The organism is Streptomyces sp. NPDC014870, from assembly GCF_043081505.1.
GTDB lineage: Bacteria > Actinomycetota > Actinomycetes > Streptomycetales > Streptomycetaceae > Streptomyces.
The window spans coordinates 193,047-214,801 of record NZ_JBIBWQ010000005.1 but is presented as its reverse complement, the minus strand read 5'-3'; the positions used below and the strand labels follow the sequence as shown (position 1 = coordinate 214,801).

Annotated in this window: 16 protein-coding genes; 6 read left to right on the top strand and 10 right to left on the bottom strand. The window is 70.7% G+C overall.

What is annotated here, in order from left to right:
- Positions 1–24 precede the first annotated feature (24 nt).
- Both dnaN and ACF09C_RS16585 read right to left on the bottom strand, forming a co-directional pair.
- Positions 25–1,143, bottom strand: a complete 1,119-nt coding sequence (gene dnaN / locus ACF09C_RS16590; RefSeq protein ID WP_392092158.1) for a DNA polymerase III subunit beta — start codon at positions 1,141–1,143, stop codon at positions 25–27.
- 148 nt (positions 1,144–1,291) lie between these two features.
- On the bottom strand, positions 1,292–1,903 hold the full coding sequence (locus ACF09C_RS16585; protein ID WP_392092157.1) for a YceI family protein: 612 nt from the start codon (positions 1,901–1,903) through the stop codon (positions 1,292–1,294).
- Between the two features lie 253 nt (positions 1,904–2,156).
- On the opposite strand from ACF09C_RS16585, the gene ACF09C_RS16580 reads away from it, so the two are divergent.
- The 3 genes from ACF09C_RS16580 to ACF09C_RS16570 all read left to right on the top strand — a co-directional run bounded on the left by ACF09C_RS16580 (position 2,157) and on the right by ACF09C_RS16570 (position 8,034).
- The gene (locus ACF09C_RS16580; protein WP_392092156.1) at positions 2,157–5,996 is read left to right on the top strand and encodes an endo-alpha-N-acetylgalactosaminidase family protein; all 3,840 of its coding nucleotides are present in this window, start codon (positions 2,157–2,159) and stop codon (positions 5,994–5,996) included.
- Positions 5,997–6,232: 236 nt separating this feature from the next.
- On the top strand, positions 6,233–7,816 hold the full coding sequence (locus ACF09C_RS16575) for an acyl-CoA carboxylase subunit beta (protein ID WP_392092155.1): 1,584 nt from the start codon (positions 6,233–6,235) through the stop codon (positions 7,814–7,816).
- 14 nt (positions 7,817–7,830) lie between these two features.
- Positions 7,831–8,034 (top strand): acyl-CoA carboxylase subunit epsilon, encoded by a 204-nt coding sequence (locus ACF09C_RS16570; RefSeq protein WP_392092154.1) that lies wholly within the window; start codon positions 7,831–7,833, stop codon positions 8,032–8,034.
- Positions 8,035–8,171: 137 nt separating this feature from the next.
- Here ACF09C_RS16570 and ACF09C_RS16565 read toward each other — a convergent pair whose 3' ends face one another.
- From ACF09C_RS16565 to ACF09C_RS16530, 8 genes are all read right to left on the bottom strand, one after another.
- Complete coding sequence (locus ACF09C_RS16565; protein ID WP_050791473.1) at positions 8,172–8,753, bottom strand: ATP/GTP-binding protein; 582 nt, start codon at positions 8,751–8,753, stop codon at positions 8,172–8,174.
- Positions 8,734–9,294 (bottom strand): DUF742 domain-containing protein, encoded by a 561-nt coding sequence (locus ACF09C_RS16560; protein WP_362410422.1) that lies wholly within the window; start codon positions 9,292–9,294, stop codon positions 8,734–8,736. The genes ACF09C_RS16565 and ACF09C_RS16560 overlap by 20 nt, the downstream gene beginning before the upstream one ends.
- A gap of 93 nt (positions 9,295–9,387) precedes the next feature.
- The gene (locus ACF09C_RS16555; RefSeq protein ID WP_005311461.1) at positions 9,388–9,801 is read right to left on the bottom strand and encodes a roadblock/LC7 domain-containing protein; all 414 of its coding nucleotides are present in this window, start codon (positions 9,799–9,801) and stop codon (positions 9,388–9,390) included.
- Positions 9,802–9,808: 7 nt separating this feature from the next.
- Positions 9,809–13,042 (bottom strand): nitrate- and nitrite sensing domain-containing protein, encoded by a 3,234-nt coding sequence (locus tag ACF09C_RS16550; protein ID WP_392092153.1) that lies wholly within the window; start codon positions 13,040–13,042, stop codon positions 9,809–9,811.
- A gap of 339 nt (positions 13,043–13,381) precedes the next feature.
- A complete protein-coding gene (locus ACF09C_RS16545; protein WP_137993156.1) occupies positions 13,382–13,963 on the bottom strand; it encodes an ATP/GTP-binding protein in 582 nt (193 codons plus the stop codon).
- Positions 13,944–14,351: a DUF742 domain-containing protein gene (locus ACF09C_RS16540; protein WP_147979834.1), complete on the bottom strand. Its 408-nt coding sequence runs from the start codon at positions 14,349–14,351 to the stop codon at positions 13,944–13,946. The genes ACF09C_RS16545 and ACF09C_RS16540 overlap by 20 nt, the downstream gene beginning before the upstream one ends.
- Positions 14,352–14,492: 141 nt before the next feature.
- Positions 14,493–14,906 carry a roadblock/LC7 domain-containing protein gene (locus ACF09C_RS16535; RefSeq protein ID WP_030325548.1) on the bottom strand — a complete coding sequence of 138 codons (414 nt, stop codon included), beginning with the start codon at positions 14,904–14,906 and terminating at the stop codon, positions 14,493–14,495.
- Between the two features lie 9 nt (positions 14,907–14,915).
- Positions 14,916–18,599: a nitrate- and nitrite sensing domain-containing protein gene (locus ACF09C_RS16530; RefSeq protein WP_392092152.1), complete on the bottom strand. Its 3,684-nt coding sequence runs from the start codon at positions 18,597–18,599 to the stop codon at positions 14,916–14,918.
- 540 nt (positions 18,600–19,139) lie between these two features.
- On the opposite strand from ACF09C_RS16530, the gene ACF09C_RS16525 reads away from it, so the two are divergent.
- From ACF09C_RS16525 to gltX, 3 genes are all read left to right on the top strand, one after another.
- Positions 19,140–19,328: a hypothetical protein gene (locus ACF09C_RS16525; protein WP_392092151.1), complete on the top strand. Its 189-nt coding sequence runs from the start codon at positions 19,140–19,142 to the stop codon at positions 19,326–19,328.
- 79 nt (positions 19,329–19,407) lie between these two features.
- Positions 19,408–20,193 carry a fumarylacetoacetate hydrolase family protein gene (locus tag ACF09C_RS16520; protein ID WP_392092150.1) on the top strand — a complete coding sequence of 262 codons (786 nt, stop codon included), beginning with the start codon at positions 19,408–19,410 and terminating at the stop codon, positions 20,191–20,193.
- Complete coding sequence (gene gltX, locus ACF09C_RS16515; RefSeq protein WP_392092149.1) at positions 20,186–21,682, top strand: glutamate--tRNA ligase; 1,497 nt, start codon at positions 20,186–20,188, stop codon at positions 21,680–21,682. The genes ACF09C_RS16520 and gltX overlap by 8 nt, the downstream gene beginning before the upstream one ends.
- The last annotated feature ends 73 nt before the right edge of the window (positions 21,683–21,755 follow it).

The window sequence follows — 21,755 nt, the reverse complement described above, 5'->3', positions numbered from 1 at the left end:
CAGGCCCGCCAGGGACCGGCGGGCTCACACCAGGGGCTTCACCGACATCAGCAGGTGCTGGTGGCGCCCGTCCGCCCGGTCCGTGATCAGGGCGCGCTGCCCGGGGCCGAGCAGATGGAGGCGGACCGTGTCGGTGTCGAAGGAGCCGAGCGCGTCGAGCAGATACCCCGGGTTGAAGGCGACCGTCATCGCCTCCGCACCCTCCAGGGCCGCCGCGAGCCGCTGCGAGGCCACGTCGTCCTCGTAGCCCGCCTGGAGGTGCACGGCGTCTCCGGCGAAGGCGAGCTGGACCGGGCTGTCGCCCTCCGCGACCACCGCGACCCGCTTCACGGCCTCGACCAGCGGGGCACGCTCCGTCACGGCGACGGCGTGCTCGCCGAGCGAGAACAGCTTGTCGTGGCGGGGGAGCCGGCCGTCGAGCAGCCGGGTCGTCGTCCGGGTGCCCGTGCTCTCGAAGCCGATCGAGCCGCCGTCGAGGGCGAGCCGGACCGGTCCCGCGGCCGAGGTCAGCGAGCGGGCGATCTCGGTCAGCCGCCGCGCGGGCACGACCACGTCCGCGCCGGCCTCGTCCGCGCCCGTCTCGCCGTCGCCCGCCGGCTTCCACTCCAGCGTCCGCACCGCGTACCGGTACCGGTCGGTCGCGGCCAGTGTCATCGTCGTACCGTCCAGGGCCAGCCGGATCCCCGTGAGCACCGGCAGCGAGTCGTCCCGGCCGGCCGCAACGGCGACCTGCGCGACCGCCGCGGCGAAGGCGTCCGCCTCCACCACGCCCCGGAACGCGGGCAGTTCCGGCTGCGCCGGATAGTCGTCCAGCGGCAACAGCGAGAGCCCGAACCGGGCGTCGCCGCCCGTCACCGAGAGCCGCGCCCCCTCGATCGCGCTCTCCACCGGCCCCTTGGGCAGCACCTTGCAGATGTCGAGCAGCCGCCGCCCGAGCACCAGCGCCCGGCCCTCCCGTACGGTCTCCGCCTCGACCTCGATGCGCGCCGACGCCTCGTAGTCGAGCCCGGAGACCCGCAGCCGCCCGTCTCTCGCCTCCAGGAGCAACCCGCCGAGCACGGGAACGGGGGACCGTGCGGGGAGAACGCGCGCGGCCCAGGCCACGGCGTCGGTCAACTCACTGCCGTCGATACGGAATTCCATGCCGCCGACGCTAACGGCCCCCACTGACAACGCCCTGGCGCCGCCGGAGCGCCGAGCGCCCGCCCCCGCCGCAACGCCGAGCGCCCGCCCTCCGTCGCAGCGGAGAGGCGGGCGCGCTCGTTGTGGTGCGGCTGTGCGCCGCGACGGATCAGGCGGCGGCCTTGATCGCGGAGATGTCGAAGTTCAGCTTCACCTTGTCGCTGACCATCACACCGCCGGTCTCCAGCGCGGCGTTCCAGGTCAGGCCCCAGTCGGAGCGCAGGATCTCGGCCGAGCCCTCGAAGCCGACGCGCTCGTTGCCGTAGGGGTCCGTGGCGGTGCCGTTGAATTCCAGGTCGATCGAGAGCGGCTTCGTGACGTCCTTGATCGTCAGTTCGCCGGTGACGCGGTACCTGTCGCCGCCCAGCTGCGCGGCCTCGGTCGAGCGGAAGGTCATCAGCGGGAACTGCTCGGCGTCGAAGAAGTCGCCGCTGCGCAGGTGGCCGTCACGGTCGCCGATGCCGGTGTCGATCGAGGCGATCTTGACGTCGATCGAGGCGGAGGAGGCGCCCGGGTTCGTGCCGTCCAGGTTCAGGGTGCCCTCGTGCTCGGCGAAGGATCCGCGCACGTTGGTGACCATCGCGTGACGGACGGTGAAGCCGATGCTGCTGTGCGCCGGGTCGATCGCGTACGTGCCGGTCAGCGCGGCCAGCGCCGGGTCGACGGGGAGGGTGGCGACGGCGGTGGTGGCGTCGGTGTTCTTGCGGCCGAAGATGCCCATGACGTGCTCCTTGGGGGACGGAGTTCCGGAGGGGTGCCGGAGGGGGTCCGGACCCGGTTTCCAGCTCGTTGAACCTTCAACGAGAACCACCGTAGCGCTATTCCGTTCAACATTCAACATCTCTGGCCGAGGTTCCCTCGATCGGCCCCGATGTCCACCCGCTTGGACTAACCGGAGGCGGTTCTTGGACTGCCGGAGCCGCCGGGCCGCGATCTCGTTGACGGTGCCCGCCGCGCGGGCCCAACTAGTCCCCATGCCCCTCCCCAAGTCGCGAAGAATCCGTGCCGCCTGCGCGCTCGCCGCAGCGTCGTCCGCCGTGTTCGCCCTGTCAGGACCTGCCCTCGCGCAGGAGGAGAGCGCGGTGGGCGCCACCGCCGAGAGCCTCATCCGCTCCGACCGGCTCTCCGTCGCCGTCGCCCAGGACTTCCCGCGCGTCCTCTCGTACACGGACCGCGCCACCGGCGCCCGCCTCCTCGGCAGTACGGCCCCGGTCACCCAGGTCGTCCTCAACGGCACCGCCCACGCCGTCCGCGTCACCGGCGCCCCCGTCCTGACCGCCGGCTCCGCCGCGTACACCCTGTCCTTCCCCGACCTGCCCGGCGTCGAGATCGACGCGCGCCTGAGCGTCAGCGGCCGGGCCACCACCTTCAAGGTCACCGCCGTCCGCGACACCGAGGCCTTCCGCGTCGGCACGATCGACATACCCGGCCACGACCTCGTCTCCGTCGGCTCCTCGGACACCGGCGCCGAGACCGCCTTCACCCGGCTCGACCCCGACTCCACCCGTACCGCCGACGTCTTCGCCGACATCACCGACGCCACCCCGGCGGAGGCCGCCCCCACGGGCGCGAGCTACGCGATCGTCAACACCGGCTCCCTCGCCGCCGCCGTCGAGTCCAACTCCTCGTACGACAAGCCCTCCGGCCAGAGCGCCCGCGACGGCGCCCGCTTCTGGCACCAGGCCCGCAAGAACGGCGCCGAGACCCGCGTCGGCGTCTGGTCGGGACAGTGGACCTACCGGGGCGCGGGCGCGTCCGCCCCCGAGAGCGGCGACAACCTGCCCTGGGCCAAGGTCGTCGTCACCTCCGACGCCAACGCCGACGGGAAGACGGACTGGCAGGACGGGGCGCTCGCCTTCCCCGCCATCGGGATCAAGGCCCCCGGCAGCGACGAGACCCCCGACCGGGTGATCGCCCACATCCCGTTCAACTTCGCCTCCAACGCCACCCACCCCTTCCTGCGCACCCTCGACGACGTCAAGCGCATCTCGCTGGCCACCGACGGACTCGGCCAGTTCGCCCTGCTCAAGGGGTACGGCTCCGAGGGCCACGACTCCGCGCACCCCGACTACGGCGGCAACTACAACAAGCGCGCCGGCGGCCTCACCGACCTCAACACCCTCCTGAAGGAGGGCAGGAAGTGGGGCGCGGGCTTCGGCGTCCACGTCAACGCCACCGAGTCGTACCCCGAGGCGAAGAACTTCAGCGAGACGCTCGTCGACAAGACCAAGCCCGGCTGGAACTGGCTCAACCAGAGCTACTACATCGACCAGCGCCGCGACATCAACAGCGGCGACCTCGCCCGCCGCTTCCAGCAGCTCCGCGACGAGACCGACCCGAACCTGTCGATGCTCTACATCGACGTCTATTACACGCACGGCTGGATCGCCGACAAGACGATGCAGGCCGTCCAGGGGCAGGGCTGGAACGTCGCCACCGAGTGGTCCGAGAAGTTCGAGCGGGCCTCGCTCTGGTCCCACTGGGCCAACGACCTGAACTACGGCGGCGCCACCAACAAGGGCCTCAACTCCCAGATCGTCCGCTTCATCCGCAACGGCGAGAAGGACGTCTGGAACAGCCACCCGGTCCTCGGCCAGACCGCCCTGGAGGACTTCGAGGGGTGGACCGGCGAGACCGACTGGAACCACTTCTACGCCAACATCTGGCAGAAGAACCTGCCCGCCAAGTACCTCCAGCAGCAGCGGATCACCCGCTGGAACGGCAACGACCTCACCTTCACCGGCGGAGTGCGCGGCACCGTCGAGGACGGCCGCCGCACGTTCTACGAGAACGGCCGCAAGGTCCTCGACGGCGAGAACTACCTGCTGCCCTGGAACGGCGGGAAGAAGCTGTACCACTACAACAAGAGCGGCGGGACGACCACGTGGGCCGTGCCCGCGGGCATCCGTTCGTACACCGTCCACAAGCTCACCGACAACGGCCGCGTCCAGACCGCGACCGTCCGGCCGGTCGACGGCCGCGTCACGCTCGACGCCGTCGCCGGTCAGCCCTACGTCCTCTACCCCGACCGCGCCCCCGCGCCCCGGGACCCGCGCTGGGGCCAGGGCACCCCGGTCGACGACCCCGGCTTCAACGACACGCGGCTGCGGGCCTGGTCGAAGACCGGCACGGTCGCCCGCCACACGGACGACCACGGCCGCAACAGCGCGGCACTCACCGGATCCGCGTCCGCGTCCGTCCAGCAGCGGATCACCGGACTCACCCCCGGCACCCGCTACACCGCCTCGGCCCTGATCGAGGTGGAGCCCGGCAGGACCCGCCCGACCACGCTCTCCGCAGGCGGGAGGTCCGTCACCGTGGAGCGCTCGGCGATCGAGGACAAGGTCGCCGCCTCCGACTGGAACGGCACCCACCTCCAGCGCGCCAAGGTCACCTTCACCGCACCCGCGGGCGGCGCCACCATCCTGAAGCTCCAGGCGGCGGGCGGCTCCACCGCCACCGTCCGGGTCGACGACGTCCGGATCGTCGCCAACAACCCCGCGACCAGGGCCGGCACCCTCGTGTACGAGGACTTCGAGGCCGTCGACCAGGGCTGGGGCCCCTTCCTCAAGGGCGACTCCGGCGGGACGACCGACCCCCGCACCCACATCGCCCAGCTCCACGCCCCGTACACCCAGGCCGGCTGGAACGGGAAGCCGATCGACGACGTCATCGGCGGCGCCGAGTCGCTGAAGTCCCACGACGAGAACAGCGGCCTGGTCTACCGCACCGCCCCCTGGACGGTCCCGATGAAGGACGGGCACCTCTACCGCGTCGAGTTCGACCACCAGTCCAGCCACGCGGGCGCCTACGAGTGGGTCACCGGCTACGACCGCGCCGACGGGACCTCGGTGGAGACCCGCCGTACGCCGCTTGGACAGCAGCGTGGCACCGGGCACTTCTCCGAGACCGTGACGGCAGGCTGCGGCGACACCTGGACCGGGCTGCGCAAGCGCGCCGACGCCCCCGACGGCGCCGACTTCGTCCTGGACGGCTTCACCGTGACCGACCTCGGCCCCGCGCCCGAGAAGGCCGCCTGCGGCACCCTCGCGCTGGCCGCCCCGGAGACCCTGGAGCCGGGCCGCCCGAACCAGGTCACGGCCACCTTCACCAACGACGAGAGCGGCGCCGTCTCCGGTGCCGCGGCCGCCCTGGAGCTGCCCGCGGGCTGGACCGCAGAACCGGCCGCCCCGGTGGCCCTCGGCACGGTCGCGGCGGGCGCGAGGGCGACCGCGACCTGGCAGGTGACACCCCCGGCGGACGCCGCCCACCAGCCGTACGCCCTCGGGGCGGCGCTCACGTACACCGTCGGGGGAGAGGCCCGGAAGCTGACCGCCCGCTCCACGGTCCGTACGCTGCCCCCGGCGCCGACCGCCGACAGCTGGGCGAGCGACCTGGAGTGGACCTCGGCCACCAACGGCTGGGGGCCGGTCGAACGCGACGGCTCCAACGGCGAGACGGGCACCGGCGACGGCGGCCCGCTCAAGGTCGGGGGCGTGACGTACCCGAAGGGCCTGGGCACCCACGCCCCGGCCAAGGTCCGCTACTACCTGGGCGGGAAGTGCACCTCCTTCACCGCGGAGGTGGGCGTGGACGACGTCCAGACCACCCGCGGCACGGTCGCGTTCAGCGTCCTCGCCGACGGTACGGAGAAGGTCGCGTCCCCGGTCCTGAAGGCGGCGGACCCGGCCTGGTCGCTCACGGCCGACGTCACCGGAGCCGACTACGTCGAGCTGGTGGTGGGGGACGGCGGCGACGGCAACGGCAACGACCACGCGGACTGGGGGAACGCCCGGTTCCACTGCTCCGGCTGACCCGAGCCCGACCGCACCGGCGCCCCACCGCACCTTCCCGGTACGGTGGGGCGCCGGTGCGTCGCCCACGGGCGGCCTCAGGTGGCTCTGTGGAGAACCCACAAAGGCGGGGGCCCCCGGGCTGTCGACTCGGTCGGCATCAGCCCCGGTTCTGTCTTACTCCACCAGGATTCGGCTCGGGAGACTGTACGGAGTCGACGGCGGGATTTCCTTGGTCGACTTCGTAGGGTCGGTACATGACCGTTGTGGACCAGATCCCGAGCGAGCCGACCGACGCCCGAGGCCGTGTGGCCGAGCTGCACGCCCTGCGCGAGGAGGCCCGGCGCGGGCCGAGCGACCGGGCGACCGAGGCCCAGCACGCCAAGGGCAAGCTCACCGCTCGCGAGCGCATCGCGCTCCTGCTGGACGCGGGTTCCTTCAACGAGGTCGAGCAGCTGCGCCGGCACCGTGCGCAGGGCTTCGGCCTGGAGGCCAGGAAGCCGTACACCGACGGTGTCATCACCGGCTGGGGCACGGTCGAGGGCCGTACGGTCTTCGTCTACGCGCACGACTTCCGGATCTTCGGCGGCGCGCTGGGCGAGGCCCACGCCACCAAGATCCACAAGATCATGGACATGGCCATCGCGGCCGGTGCGCCGCTGGTCTCCCTCAACGACGGCGCCGGCGCCCGGATCCAGGAGGGCGTCTCCGCCCTCGCCGGCTACGGCGGGATCTTCCAGCGCAACACCCGCGCCTCGGGTGTCATCCCGCAGATCTCGGTGATGCTCGGCCCCTGCGCCGGCGGCGCCGCCTACTCCCCGGCCCTCACGGACTTCGTGTTCATGGTCCGCGAGACCTCGCAGATGTTCATCACCGGACCCGACGTCGTCAAGGCCGTCACCGGCGAGGAGATCACCCAGAACGGCCTCGGCGGCGCCGACGTGCACGCCGAGACCAGCGGCGTCGCGCACTTCGCCTACGACGACGAGGAGACCTGCATCGCCGAGGTGCGCTACCTCCTGTCGATGCTGCCGCAGAACAACCGCGAGAACCCGCCGACCGTGGCCTCGGAGGACCCGGCGGACCGCCGCTCGGACGTCCTGCTCGACCTGGTCCCGGCCGACGGCAACCGCCCGTACGACATGCACAAGGTGATCGAGGAGCTCGTCGACGACGGCGACCACCTCGAGATCCACGAGCGCTGGGCCCGCAACATCATCTGCGCCCTGGCCCGTCTCGACGGCCAGGTCGTCGGCATCGTCGCCAACCAGCCGCAGTCCCTCGCGGGCGTCCTGGACATCGAGGCCTCGGAGAAGGCCGCCCGTTTCGTCCAGATGTGCGATGCTTTCAATATTCCGATCGTCACCCTTTTGGACGTGCCCGGCTTCCTCCCGGGCGTCGACCAGGAGCACGGTGGAATCATCCGCCACGGCGCGAAGCTGCTGTACGCGTACTGCAACGCGACCGTGCCCCGGATCAGCCTGATCCTGCGCAAGGCGTACGGCGGCGCGTACATCGTCATGGACTCCCAGTCCATCGGCGCCGACCTGACGTACGCCTGGCCGACCAACGAGATCGCGGTGATGGGCGCCGAAGGGGCCGCCAACGTCATCTTCCGCAAGCAGATCGCGGAGGCCGAGGACTCGGACGCCATGCGGGCCCGCATGGTCAAGGAGTACAAGGCCGAGCTGATGCACCCGTACTACGCCGCGGAGCGGGGTCTGGTCGACGACGTGATCGACCCCGTCGAGACCCGGGAGGTCCTCATCCGGTCCCTCGCGATGCTCCGCACCAAGCACGCCGACCTGCCGTCCCGCAAGCACGGCAACCCGCCTCAGTAAGAGGAGCCACAGACGTGACCACGCCTGCCACAGCCAACCTTCTCCGCGTCGAGAAGGGCAACGCCGACCCCGAGGAGCTGGCCGCCATCACCGCCGTCCTGCTCGCCCGCGCCGCCTCCACGACCGGTGACGACACGACGCCGTCCGGCCGCTCCACGGCCGGCTGGCGCCGCCTGGAGCGCGAGAACGGCTTCCGCGCCCCGCACAGCTGGCGCTGACCCCGCGCACCGAAGGCCCCGTCTCCACCCGGAGACGGGGCCTTCGCCGTACCACCGACGCGCACCTGTACGACGAAGGGCCCGCCGCACCGTCGAACGGTGGGGCGGGCCCTTTCGTAGGCCGAACCGGCGGAGTGCTACCGCAGGCGGGCCATCAGCGCGTGCTCGACGAGCGTGATGAGCGCGCTCTTGGCGTCCGCGCGGTGGCGGGCGTCGGTGGTGATGATCGGCGTGTCCGGGCCGATCTGGAGGGCCTCGCGGACCTCCTCAGGGTTGTACGGCTGGTGGCCGTCGAAGCCGTTGAGGGCGATGACGAACGGCAGGCCGCTGTTCTCGAAGTAGTCGACCGCGGGGAAGCAGTCGGCGAGACGGCGCGTGTCGACCAGGACCACGGCGCCGATGGCACCGCGCACCAGGTCGTCCCACATGAACCAGAAGCGGTCCTGGCCCGGCGTACCGAAGAGGTACAGGATCAGGTCCTGGTCCAGGGTGATACGGCCGAAGTCCATCGCGACAGTCGTCGTCGTCTTGTCGCCGGTGTGCGTGAGGTCGTCGATGCCCGCGGACGCAGACGTCATGACGGCCTCGGTACGCAGCGGGTTGATCTCCGAGACGGCGCCGACGAACGTGGTCTTGCCCACGCCGAAGCCACCCGCCACCACGATCTTCGCGCTGGTGGTTGAACGGGCCGCGCCGCCGCTAGAGCTTGCGAAGTCCACTGAGCACCCTTTCGAGCAGTGTCACGTCTGGCTGACCGCCGGCGGCCTCGTCGCCGCCGGGCTGGTGGATGGCGACAAGTCCGGCCTCCGCCAGGTCGGCGACGAGGATCCGGGCAACGCCGAGGGGGATGGAGAGAAGTGCCGAGATCTCGGCGACCGACTTGATCTCGAAGCACAGTCGGCAGATCCGCTGGTGCTCGGGCAACTGCCCCTGCAGCCGGGACGGATCGGCCGTCGTACTGACCAGCGCCTCGATGGCGAGCTGGTACCGCGGCCGGGTCCGGCCGCCGGTCATGGCGTACGGGCGCACGAGCGGGTTGTTGTTCCCGCTCTGGCTGCCGCCCGTACCTCGCGCGCCGCCCGGATTCCGCTGGGCGGCGGGCGCACCCACCTGCGGCTGCTGCGCCTGCGGGTGCTGGTAGGGCTGCTGCACGCCCTGTCTGCTCGGGGCAGAGGGGAAGTTGAACCGGTTCTGCGCGGTGTCTGCCTGCGCGTGCGCGTCAAAACCGTTGTACGGGTGTCCGCCCGGGGGTGTCCCCACGTCTCCTCCTCCGACTGCCTCGCGGTCCATGTCCCTGTGGAGCCGCGCCACCGCACCTTACGGTGCGGTGGCGTGAAACGCACTGTCTGTCTGTTAGTTGAGAAGACTTCCCTGAAGTTCCGCCCGGAGGTCAGGCGTCAGGACACTGCCCGCACGGTCGACCAGCAGAGCCATCTCGTAGCCCACGAGACCGATGTCGGCCTCCGGGTGCGCGAGCACGGCCAGCGAGGATCCGTCCGAGATCGACATGATGAAGAGGAAGCCGCGCTCCATCTCCACGACGGTCTGGTTGACCGCACCGCCCTCGAAGATCCGGGACGCGCCCGCGGTCAGCGAGGTCAGTCCGGAGGCGACGGCCGCCAGCTGGTCGGCGCGGTCGCGGGGGAATCCTTCGGACATGGCAAGGAGCAGACCGTCGGCGGAGACCACCACCGTGTGGGACACCCCGGGGGTGTTGTCCACGAAGTTGGTGATCAACCAGTTCAGATTCTGCGCCGCCTGGCTCATGCTCACACTAACGCTCCTGGTTGTAGGTACTGCCCGGGCCGAGGCCCGATCCGTTCGTGTCCGTTCCCGCGGTGCGTCCCTGCTGGACACCCCGGCGCAGGTTGCTCAACCTGCCCCGAACGTCCTCAGGGGCGCGGGAGACCTGGGGGCCGCCCTGCGGGGTCTGCTCCGCCGTGCCCTCGACCAGGTTGGCCTTGGGGACCCGCTTCGGCAGTCCGGAGGAGGTGACCCCGCCGGCCTTCGGGTCGCGGAGCTTCTCGGCCCGCTGCCAGCGCTCGTCGTTCGTCGAGCGCCATTCGTCGGAGCCGTCGGCTTCGTTCTGGTGGACCGGCACCGGCTGCGTGACCGGAGCCTGCGCCGGCTGGGCCGCCTGCCGCGTGGGCTGCGGGCCCTGCGCGGCGCTGCTGCCGCGACGCGGCAGACCTGCGTCGGTCAGCGCGTGGCCGGCGTCCGGGGTGGGGTTCGGAGTCGAACCCGGACGGTCGAAGCCTACGCGGTCGGCGGCCGGTTCGGGAGCGCTGGGAACAGATTCCGCTTCCGCTCCGTAGCTCTGCTCGTAGCCGCCCTGGTACCCGGCCTGCCCCGGCCACTCTGCCTGCTGGCCCTGGGGCTCGTAGCCGTGCTGGTACGACCCCTGGTCGGCCTCGTGGACCGGATAGCCGGCTTCCGCATAGCCGTTCTCGGAGTAGCCGCCGGCCGACTGGTCGTAGCCGTCGTAGCCCTGCTGCGCGTAGTCGTAACCGTCGTGCTGCTGAGCCTGCTGGGGCTGGCCGTAGTCGCCCGCGTACTCCTGGGCGTACTCCTGCCCCTGCTGCCCGTACTCCTGCCCGGCGTACTCCTGCTCCTGGGGCGCGTAGCCCTGGTGCGCGGGGTCGACCTCGTCCCGGAACATCGGACGGTCGCCGTGCGTCTGCGACTCCAGGGCCGCCCGGCGCTCCTCGCGCTGGAGCGAACGGTTCACCGGGTCGAGCTGGCGGTCGTCCGCCGGCTGCTCGTAGCGGGAGTCGTCGAAGCCGAGCTCCGCCGCGGTCCGCATCTGCGGGTGGACCGGCTCGAAGGCGTGGCCCGCCTGCTGCGGGATGATCTGCGAGACCGTGAAGTCGTTCTCGGGCAGCTGCTCGCCACCACCACCGTGGGTGATCGCGTCGGGCAGCATGACGAGCGAGGTCGTACCGGCCTGCTCGCCCGAGGGGCGCAGCTGGACCCGGATGCCGTGCCGGTCGGCCAGACGGCCGACCACGAACAGGCCCATGCGCTGCGAGACGGCGGCGTCCACGGTCGGCGGGTTGGCCAGCTTGTGGTTGATGTCCGCGAAGTCCTCGGCCGTGAGGCCGATGCCCTTGTCGTGGATCTCGACCATCACGCGGCCGTCGGGCAGGCGGGTCGCGGTGACGCGGACCTTGGTCTGCGGGGAGGAGAACGTGGTGGCGTTCTCCAGGAGCTCGGCGAGCAGGTGCACGAGGTCGGTCACGGCCTGGCCGTGGATCTCGGCCTCCGGGACTCCGGCCAGCTCGATGCGCTCGTACTGCTCCACCTCGGAGGAGGCGGCGCGCATCACGTCGACCAGCGGCACCGGCTGGTCCCAGCGGCGGCCCGGCTCCTCGCCGGCGAGGACGAGGAGGTTCTCGCCGTTGCGGCGCATACGGGTGGCCAGGTGGTCCAGCTTGAAGAGGTTCTCCAGCTGGTCCGGGTCGGCCTCGTTGTTCTCCAGGTCCGTGATGAGGGTCAGCTGGCCCTCGATCAGCGACTGGTTGCGGCGCGAGAGGTTGGTGAAGATCGCGTTGACGTTGCCCCGCAGCATGGCCTGCTCGGCGGCGAGCCGGACGGCCTCGCGGTGGACCTGGTCGAAGGCGCGGGCGACCTCGCCGATCTCGTCCTGGGAGTCGATCGGGATGGGCTGCACGCGGGTGTCCACCCGGCCCGGCTCGGTCCGGGAGAGCTGGTCGACGAGCATCGGCAGGCGCTGCTCGGCGATGGCGAAGGCGGCGGTGCGCAGCTCGCGCATCGAGCGGCTCATCTGCCGGGCCATCATTCCGGCGAGGATGAAGGCGGCGAGGAGCGCGATGACGGTGATGCCACCGGTGACGTAGGCGTCGGTCTGGGCGTCCGAGGAGATCTCGGCGGCCTCGGCCACGGCCTTGTCGACGAGTTCCTTCTCGATCTCGGTGTAGCCGTCGAACTTGCCGGTGGCCACGGCCATCCAGGTCTCGGGCGTGATGCCCTTCTTCTGGAGGTCCTTGATCGCGTCGGCGTCCTTGGCGGAGCCGATCTCCTTGGCCATCCCGGTGAAGACCGAGCCGTCGGCGCCCTTGGGCAGGGTGATGCCGGCCGCCTGCATCTTCTTCTCACCCTCGGCGGCCTTGCCGGACATGACCTGCTTCAGCCGGTCCACGTCCGCCTGGGTGCCACCGGAGTTGTACTCGCCGAGGGCGATCTGCTCCAGGTAGTTGTACGAGTTCAGTGCCACCGACTGCTGCGCGAAGACGGCGTCCGTCTTGCTGGGCCGGACCAGGAGCTGGGTGCCGATCGAGCGCTGGAGCGACTCGGCGCCCTTGGCGAGCTGGACGGCGTAGAGCGTACGGCCGTAGGCGGTCACGTTGGTCGTGCCGAGACCGAGCTCGTTGGAGAACTCCATCAGGTAGTGCTGCACGCCGGTGTAGCCGAGCTGCGTGTTCACCGGGTCGAGAGCGGTGGTGTACGCGGCCTGGCGGAGCTTCTCGAGCTTGGGCTCCTCGTCCTGGAACAGCCGCAGGCGGCGCTCCAGGCCCTCGCCCTCCGGCATGTCCTTGACGGCCTCGTCGAACTTGACCTTGGCGGCGTCGGTGGCGGCGTAGGCCTTCGTCACCTCGTCGCTCTTGCGGTCCTCGGCGGACTTGGCCGTCAGCAGGGGGACGGCGGTGAGGTCACGCTCGTCAAGCAGGGCCTGGCTGTACTCCGAGGCGGCGCGCACGATCAGCGCCGTCTTCTCGGCGTTCTGGGCCTCCTGCCACGTGTTGATGGCCCCGTTGACCTGGAAGCCGCCCATGACGAGGCCGACGAGCACGGGTATGAGGAGGATCGCGTTCAGCCTGGTCGGTACCCGCCAGTTGCGCGGGGACAGCTTGCTGGAGCTCCCCTTGCCGCTCGAGGCAGGGGGCGTCGCGGGCACCGCGATGTCGGCGGCGGGCGCCACCGTGCGTGCCGGCGGCGTGAAGTTGCCGCGCGCCTGCTGCTCCGCGGAGCTTTCCTTGCTTCGCCTCACTCGACCAACAACCTCTCGGCGTCGGCACCTACGTTGTGCCGGTGTTTCGTTCAGGGCCGTACTACTCGGGAGTTCATGAATTGCAGCACGTGAAAGGGCTCCCTTCCAAACAGCCCTGAGCTTCCGTTTTCCGCCGCCCACGGCCCAGATAAAACGGGCATAAAGAACGAGCCCCGCCAAAAGGCGGGGCTCATGTGAGCGCAGTGGTACCGATCGGATGCGTCGGGTGTCCGAGGCGCCGCAATTCTCATTCGAAACGTTATGAAGGGGGAGGCGGACCGTGGCAAAGGACACAGACCGCCTCCCGAAGGGCGTACGACAACTTCCGTACGCGTTCTCCTACTTGAGTCGTGCCATCAACGCGTGCTCCACCAGCGTGATCAGAGCACTCTTCGCGTCCGCGCGGTGACGGGCGTCGGTGGTGATGATCGGAGCGTCCGGGCCGATCTGGAGGGCCTCGCGGACCTCCTCAGGGTTGTACGGCTGGTGGCCGTCGAAGCCGTTGAGGGCGATGACGAACGGCAGGCCGCTGTTCTCGAAGTAGTCGACCGCGGGGAAGCAGTCGGCGAGACGGCGCGTGTCGACCAGGACCACGGCGCCGATGGCACCGCGCACCAGGTCGTCCCACATGAACCAGAAGCGGTCCTGGCCCGGCGTACCGAAGAGGTACAGGATCAGGTCCTGGTCCAGGGTGATACGGCCGAAGTCCATCGCCACCGTCGTGGTGGTCTTGTCGCCCGTGTGCGTCAGGTCGTCGATCCCGGCCGAGGCCGAGGTCATCACGGCCTCGGTACGCAGCGGGTTGATCTCCGAGACGGCGCCGACGAACGTGGTCTTGCCCACGCCGAAGCCACCCGCCACCACGATCTTCGCGCTGGTGGTCGACCGGGCGGCACCGCCGCTAGAGCTTGCGAAGTCCACTGAGCACCCTTTCGAGCAGTGTCACGTCCGGCGTGCCGCCGGCCTCTCCGTTGCCCGGCTGGTGGATCGCCACCATGCCCGCCTCCGCCAGGTCGGCGACGAGGATCCGGGCCACGCCGAGCGGCATCGACAGAAGCGCCGACACCTCGGCCACCGACTTGACCTCACGGCACAGGTGGCAGATGCGCTGGTGCTCGGGAAGCAGGGTGGCGAGATGCGCCGGGTCGGCCGTGGTGCTGACCAAGGCCTCTATGGCGAGTTGATACCTCGGCCGGGTCCGGCCGCCGGTCATGGCGTAGGGCCGGACCAGCGGCTGGTCGCCCTCATGTCCGTACGACTCGTCGAGGGAGGCGCCGTACGGATCGTGAGAGGCGGGGGGCGGGGTCATGAATCCTCCGGGCGTGACGGCACGAGGTCATGCCGTCTGATGGGGCCGGTGGGGGGCCGGATGGGGCGGCCGGACGGTTTCTGGTGCCCAGAGCGGTACGGAGGGGCGTACCGCTCTGTCGCTACGTGCAACGGTACGGGGCTAGTGCAGCAGGCTGCCCTGGAGCTCCGCACGGAGATCCGGGGTGAGGACACTGCCGGCCCGGTCGACCAGCAGCGTCATCTCGTAGCCCACCAGGCCGATGTCGCACTCCGGGTGCGCGAGCACGGCCAGCGACGAACCGTCGGAGACGGACATCAGGAAGAGGAAGCCGCGCTCCATCTCCACGACCGTCTGCGCCACGGGTCCGCCCTCGAAGATCCGGGACGCCCCCGCGGTCAGCGAGGTCAGTCCGGACGCGACCGCCGCCAGCTGGTCGGCGCGGTCGCGGGGGAATCCTTCGGACATGGCAAGGAGCAGACCGTCGGCGGAGACCACCACCGTGTGGGACACCCCGGGGGTGTTGTCCACGAAGTTGGTGATCAACCAGTTCAGATTCTGCGCCGCCTGGCTCATCGCGCTCAACTAACGCTCCTGCTGGTGGGTGGGGCCGGTGTGGAAGGTGCCCGTGGTGGAGTTGCCCGCCTGGCGGCCCTGCTGGATGCCGCGGCGCAGATTGGTGAGCCGGCCGCGGACGTCATCGGGTGCACGCGAGACCTGGGGGCCGGCCGTGTGGGCCTGCTCCTGGGCGGTCCCGGGTACGAGGTTGGCGCGCGGAACGCGCTTGGGCAGCCCGGAGGTGGTGATCCCCCCGGCCGCCGGCTTACGGACCCGCTCGGCCTGGCGCACCAACTCGTCGTTGGGCGAGGTCCGCCAGGAGGCGGGCCCGGCCGGCTGCTGCTGGCCGCCACCGGTGCCGCCGCCCTGCTGCTGCGGGGCGGGGCGACGCGGGGGAGCGGGCTGCTGGGGCTGCTGGGGCTGCTGAGGTGCGGCCGGGGCCTGCGGAGCCTGCTGACCGTGCCCGCCCTGACCCTGGCTCTGGTTGAACCAGTTGGTCTCCAGCGTGTCGTACAGCGGGGTCCGCGCCTCGGCCGAGTTACCGGCCGGCGGCAGCGCCTCGGGCTGACGGGGCTGCTGGAGCTGGGGCTGCTGCGGCTGCTGGGGCAGGTTGCCGGCCGGGCGCGGCGCGCCGTAGTCGTTGCCGCCGCGCTGACGCGGGGCCTGCTGCTGGTACCCCTGCGGAGCCTGCTGCTGGGGCGCCTGCTGCTGACCGAAGTCCGGGCGCGCGAACTGGGCGGTGGACGCCGGGTCCTGCGCTGCGGGCTGGTACGCCTGCGGGGGCTGCTGCTGACCGAAGTCGGGGCGCGGGAACTGACCCGTGGAGCCCGGGCCCTGAGGGGCCCCAGGACGGGCGAACTGGCCCGTGGTCTCCGGCTCCTCGTGGCCGCGCGGGGCGTCCAGCGGCGTCATGTCCTGCTGCGGGCGGCGGACCGGCTGCGCCTGGTCGTTGCCCCAGCTCGTGGACTGCTGACGCTGCTGCTGGCCGCCACCGGGAAGCTCGGCGCGCGGGTAACCGCCCTGCGGGGCCTGGTTGCCCGGACCCTGCTGGCCCTGCTGGCCCTGGTTCGGCCGGCCCTGGCCCGGGCCGTTCTGGCCCTGGTTGCCCTGGTTGCCCTGGCTCTGGTTGCCCTGGCCGCCCCAGACGTCCGTACGGGACGGGATGGCGCTCTGCGCACCGCCGAAGCCGCCGGCGCCGAGCCCCGGCCGCTGCTGCTGCGGGTCCGCGGGGATCTGCGGCATCTGCGCGGTGTGGGCGTTCTGCGTGTTCTGGGGCTGCTGCTGCGGGGCCTGGCCCTGCGGCCGGTCCTGCGGACCGTTCTGGCGCGGCACACCGTCCCGGCCGGGCAGCGCCGCACGCGGACCGCTGCCCGCGCCGACCTGACCACGGGCGGCACCGGCTCCGGCGGCGAGCCGGCCCGCGGCCGAACCGTTCGGAGCGCCGCCGAGACCCGGGCGGGCACCGGCCCCGGCACCGCCGGCCGCGCCGGGGCCACCGGCAAGCCGGCCGCCGGGAGCGGACGGAGCCTGTCCCATGGCGCCCTGGCCACCCGGGCCTGCCTTGGGCGCGGGCTTCTTGCCGCCGTGGGCGACGTCGACCGGGAGCATGACGAGCGCGGTGGTGCCGCCGGAGTCCGAGGGGCGGAGCTGGATGCGGATGCCGTGTCGCAGGGACAGGCGGCCGACCACGAACAGACCCATGCGCCGGGAGACGGAGACGTCCACGGTGGGCGGCGAGGCGAGCCGCTCGTTGATCGCGGCGAGGTCCTCGGGGGAGAGGCCGATGCCGGTGTCGTGGATCTCGACGAGCACCCGGCCGTCGGGCAGCGCGTGACCGGTGACCCGGACCTTGGTCTGCGGCGAGGAGAACGAGGTGGCGTTCTCGAGCAGCTCGGCCAGAAGGTGCACGAGGTCGTTGACCACGCGGCCGGCGACCTCGGTCGCGGGCACGGCGGCCAGTTCGATGCGCTCGTACTGCTCCACCTCGGAGGCGGCGGCACGGAGCACGTCGACCAGCGGGACCGGTCGGGTCCACCGGCGGCCCGGCTCCTCACCGGCGAGGACGAGGAGGTTCTCGCCGTTACGGCGCATGCGGGTCGCGAGGTGGTCGAGCTTGAAGAGCGAGGAGAGCTGGTCCGGGTCGGCCTCGCGGGACTCCAGCTCGGAGATGAGCGAGAGCTGACGCTGGATGAGGCCCTGGGAGCGGCGCGAGAGGTTGGTGAACATCGCGTTGACGTTGCCCCGCAGAAGGGCCTGCTCGGCGGCGAGGCGGACCGCCTCGCGGTGCACGTCGTCGAAGGCCGCGGCCACCTGGCCGATCTCGTCCCGGGAGTGCACACCGACGGACTCGACGGAGGTGTCGACGTCCTGCGGGTCCGACTCGGAGAGCTGCTTGACGAGCTCGGGCAGCCGGTCCTGGGCGACCTTGGTGGCGGTGTCCTGGAGCCGGCGCAGCGAGCGGATCATGGACCGGGCCACGACGAAGGCGCCGACGAGGGAGACACCGAGGACGAGCAGGATCAGCGCACCGTTGATGATCGCTTCGCGCTGCGACTCGGCGCGCAGTTCACGGGCCTTGGTCTCCATCTTGTCGAGGAGGTCGGCCTCGATGACGGTCATGGCCTGGATCTTGGTGCCGTACTCGTCGGTGAAGTTCAGGTGACCGCGGGGGGCGCGGCCGGCCATGCCGGAGTCGATGGACAGCACGCGGTCCGCGTACTTGTCGGCGGCGTCGATGGACGGGTTGCCGGTGGTCAGCGAGCTGGTGAGCTGGTCGGCGTCGCCGCCGGCGGACTCGTAGATGGTCTGGAACTGCTTGAGTTCGACCTTCTCGCCCTGCTGGGCGGCGTAACCGTAGAGACGGTCACCCTGCTCCAGGTTGCCCTTCCGGCTGTCGCTCGACGGGAGCGCGGAGGCGATGATCGCCTGCTGGACGGAGGCGTACTCCTTGGCGGACGAGAACGCCGCGAGGGCACGGGTCCGCTTGATCATCTCGGGGTTGCTGGTCGCCTGCGCCATGTCCTGGGAGAGGCTGAGCAGCGAGCGGATGAGCCGGCTGTACGCCTCGACCGTCACCGACTTGGCGACGCCGCTCTTGTACGCCTCCTGCCGGATGCCGCCGATCTGGACGACCTGGGAGGCGATCTGGGAGACGTTCTGGCGGATGCTCTGCAGCGCCTCGTCGCCCTCGGTGGCCGGGATCTCCGCGGTGGCGTCCATGAACGCCTTCTGGGCCCGGTCGGTGTTCTTGCGCGGGTTGGCGACCTGGTAGTCGTTGGCCGACTTGCCGTTGGCGAGCGGACCGGCGGACAGGTCGCGCTCGGCCTGGAGGGCCTTGGCGAGGTCGGTCGCCTCTTCGGTGAGCTTGGTGAGCAGCTGCATGTGGTCGAGCTGCTCCATGTCCTGGAGCGACTCGCTGATGCGGATGCCGCCGAGGCTGGTGGCCGCGACCACGGGGAGGGTCAGCAGCGCCACCAGGCGCGTCGAGATGCGCCAGTTGCGCAGGGCTATTCGAGGCCCGACCTCGTTCTCGGCCCGGGGCTTCTTGGCGGCCGAGGCGTTGGACTCGGAGGAGGCGTTCGCGGCGCCGCTGCGCGCGGCGCCGTCACCACCCTCGCCGGCCGGACCCTGGCCCGGGTTCTGGGCGCGGTCGGTTCCGGCGCGGGGCTCCTGCTCGGCAGCAGCGCTGTCCCTCTTGAATCGTCCCTGCACTAGCGTCGCAACCTCTGGACCAGGCGTCCTTCCGCGTGAACGGAGTGGACGGTGTCGGCGTCTCGGGGCGCGAATGCGCCCCCGTGGTGGTCGTCGATGACCGGCGCAACTCCCCCTTTCCCGCCGCTCACCCGGCGCTGCGTTGCGCCCCCTGCGCGCCGGCTCCAAACCGCGGCGGTGCGTGGAATTCCAGCACAGTGCCGGATCTCCAACAAGGGCCGCGTGTCAGGGCACGGGTCGCATGACAATTCGTGCACACCATGTCACCCCATGTAGAAGATGATCACGGAGGAATCGGACGTATTAGCTCCAAAGAGTCATGCGGCGGTGGTGTCCCAGTCGCCATGATCAGGAGCGGAATGGAGCATTCAGTGGTGCATTGTCCGTTTCCGTGACCCCGGATGACGGTCCGTAATGCCTGGTTTGTCATCGGATTGGTGAGCAAACTCACACCCGAGTGGATGTCTCCTCCATGTATTCGAAGGGAATGAGGCGTTTAGCCTGACGCTTTACAAACCGACCGCTCTGTAAAGGCGCCCGATGAAGACGACGATGCTGCTCCGCTCCACGGCCAACCCCCGCCGCACCACCCTCGCCCACCTCGAGGACGCCGAGCTGCTCGGCCGGGGCGCGCAGCCGGAGCACGCGCTCGATCTCCCGACGCAGACGGCCAACCCCCGCCGCACGGTCCTCATGACCGCCCCCGAGGCCGCTCAGCCCGCACAGTAATACGCGGGCGGCCGCCCCTTGCCGCGTTAGCCTGGAGCGTCAGACTCCAGCCAGTACCAAGTGAGGGGCGACAGCACTCGTGCGCATCGCCAGATTCTCCATCGACGGCAATGTCGCCTTCGGCGCCGTCGAGGGCGAGGGAACCGTCGAGTCCGGCGGCCTCGTCCTCGACATCATCAAGGGCATCCCGTACACCGACTTCGAGCTGAGCGGCACCAAGGTCCCGCTCAGCAAGGTACGGCTCCTGCCGCCCGTGCTCCCCAACAAGGTCGTGGCCATCGGCCGCAACTACGCGGAGCACGCCGCCGAACTCGGCAACGAGGTCCCGGACGTACCCGTCGCCTTCTTCAAGCCGACCACGTCCGTCATCGGATCCGGCGACGCCATCGAGTACCCCTCCTTCTCGAACGAGCTGCACCACGAGGCCGAGCTGGCCGTCGTCATCGGCCGCATGTGCCGAGAGGTGCCGCGCGAGCGGGTCAAGGACGTCATCTTCGGCTACACCTGCGCCAACGACGTCACCGCGCGCGACGCACAGCAGCGCGAGAAGCAGTGGGCCCGGGCCAAGGGCTTCGACACCAGCTGCCCGCTCGGTCCCTGGGTGGAGACGGAGCTCGACCCGAGCGACCTCACCATCCAGGCCACGGTCAACGGCGAACAGCGCCAGCTGGGTCGTACGAGCGACATGGTCCGCTCCATCGAGGATCTGGTCGTCCACATCACCGAGGCCATGACGCTGCTCCCGGGCGACGTCATCCTCACCGGCACCCCCGCCGGGGTCGGCCCCCTCAACGTCGGCGACGAGGTCGCCGTCACCATCGAAGGCATCGGCACTCTCACCAACAAGGTGATCAAGCGTGGCTAACGCGATCCGCGTCCGTTTCTGTCCGTCCCCGACCGGCAACCCCCACGTGGGCCTGGTCCGCACCGCCCTGTTCAACTGGGCCTTCGCCCGGCACAACCAGGGCACCATGGTCTTCCGCATCGAGGACACCGACGCGGCCCGCGACTCCGAGGAGTCGTACCAGCAGCTGCTCGACTCGATGCGCTGGCTCGGTCTCGACTGGGACGAGGGCCCGACAGCGTTCGACAGTGCCTCCGGCACGGGCGGCGGCCCGCACGAGCCGTACCGCCAGTCGCAGCGGATGGACATCTACAAGGACGTCGCGGAGAAGCTGCTCGCCGGCGGGTACGCGTACCACTGCTTCTGCACCGCCGTGGAGCTCGAGGCCCGCCGCGACGCCGCCCGCCTGGCAGGCAAGCCCTCCGGCTACGACGGCACCTGCCGCAACCTGAGCGCCGAGCGCATCGAGCGCTACCGGGCCGAGGGCCGCGAGTCGATCGTCCGCTTCCGGATGCCCGACGAGCCGATCACCTTCACCGACCTGGTCCGCGGCGAGCTCACCTTCACCCCGGACAACGTCCCGGACTACGGCATCGTGCGCGCCAACGGCGCCCCGCTGTACACCCTGGTCAACCCGGTCGACGACGCCCTGATGGAGATCACCCACGTCCTGCGCGGCGAGGACCTGCTCTCCTCCACCCCGCGCCAGATCGCGCTCTACAAGGCGCTCATCGAGCTGGGCGTCGCCAAGGAGATCCCCTCCTTCGGCCACCTGCCGTACGTGATGGGCGAGGGCAACAAGAAGCTCTCCAAGCGCGACCCGCAGGCCTCCCTCAACCTCTACCGGGAGCGCGGCTTCCTGCGCGAGGGCCTCCTGAACTACCTCTCCCTCCTGGGCTGGTCGTTCTCGGCGGACCAGGACATCTTCACCATCGAGCAGATGGTCGAGAAGTTCGACATCGCCGACGTCAACGCGAACCCGGCGCGCTTCGACCTGAAGAAGGCCGAGTCGATCAACGCCGACCACATCCGCATGCTGGACGTGAAGGCCTTCGCCGAGGCCTGCGAGCCCTGGCTCCAGGCCCCGCACGCCAACTGGGCCCCGGAGGACTTCGACGCGGAGGCCTGGAACCGGATCGCCCCGCACGCCCAGACCCGCCTCACGGTCCTCTCGGACATCACGGCCAACGTGGACTTCCTCTTCCTGCCCGAGCCGGTCTTCGACCAGCCCTCGTGGGACAAGGCCATGAAGGGCGAGCCGGCGGCCCTCCTGACCACCGCCCGCGCCAAGCTGGAGTCGGCCGACTGGAACGACCCCGAGTCGCTCAAGAACGCCGTCCTGGCCGCCGGCGAGGAGCACGGCCTGAAGCTCGGAAAGGCCCAGGCCCCGGTCCGCGTCGCGGTCACCGGCCGCACCGTCGGCCTGCCGCTCTTCGAGTCCCTGGAGATCCTGGGCAAGGAGAAGACCCTGTCCCGCATCGACGCGACGCTCGCGAAGCTCGCGGCGTAACGGCTGCCCGCACGGAACGGAGGGGCGACGACCAGGACGGTCGTCGCCCCTCCGGCGTCCTCCGCCGGGGCCC